Below are 484 nucleotides of genomic sequence, written 5' to 3'. Positions count from 1 at the left end.
GATGCCGACGATTTCGACTTCTTCACCAACCTTGACGATGCCACGCTCGACGCGACCGGTCACAACCGTACCACGGCCCGAGATCGAGAACACGTCTTCGATCGGCAGCAGGAACGGCTGGTCGATCGGACGCTCAGGCGTCGGAATGTAGGCGTCAACAGCTGCCATCAGTTCGCGAACGGCGTCTTCGCCGATCTTCTTGTTCGAATCTTCAAGAGCGGCCAGAGCCGAACCCTTTACGATCGGAATGTCGTCGCCCGGGAAGTCGTAGGACGACAGAAGTTCGCGAACTTCCAGTTCGACGAGCTCGAGGAGCTCTTCGTCGTCGACCTGGTCAACCTTGTTGAGGAACACGACGATCGCCGGAACGCCAACCTGACGAGCAAGCAGGATGTGCTCGCGGGTCTGTGGCATCGGGCCGTCGGCAGCCGAGCAAACCAGGATCGCGCCGTCCATCTGCGCCGCACCGGTGATCATGTTCTTA

Annotated in this window: 1 protein-coding gene; it reads right to left on the bottom strand. The window is 59.9% G+C overall.

Translation table 11 applies throughout. The features are described 5' to 3' along the window. Positions 1–484 (bottom strand): GTP-binding protein (locus ASF70_RS12820; RefSeq protein WP_244474016.1); only part of this gene is annotated, 484 nt, incomplete at both ends.

Source organism: Rhizobium sp. Leaf321, assembly GCF_001423215.1.
In the GTDB taxonomy this organism is placed as follows: Bacteria; Pseudomonadota; Alphaproteobacteria; order Rhizobiales; family Rhizobiaceae; genus Neorhizobium; species Neorhizobium soli.
The sequence above is the reverse complement of the archived record's forward strand: the minus strand, read 5'-3'. Positions and strand labels throughout refer to the sequence as shown.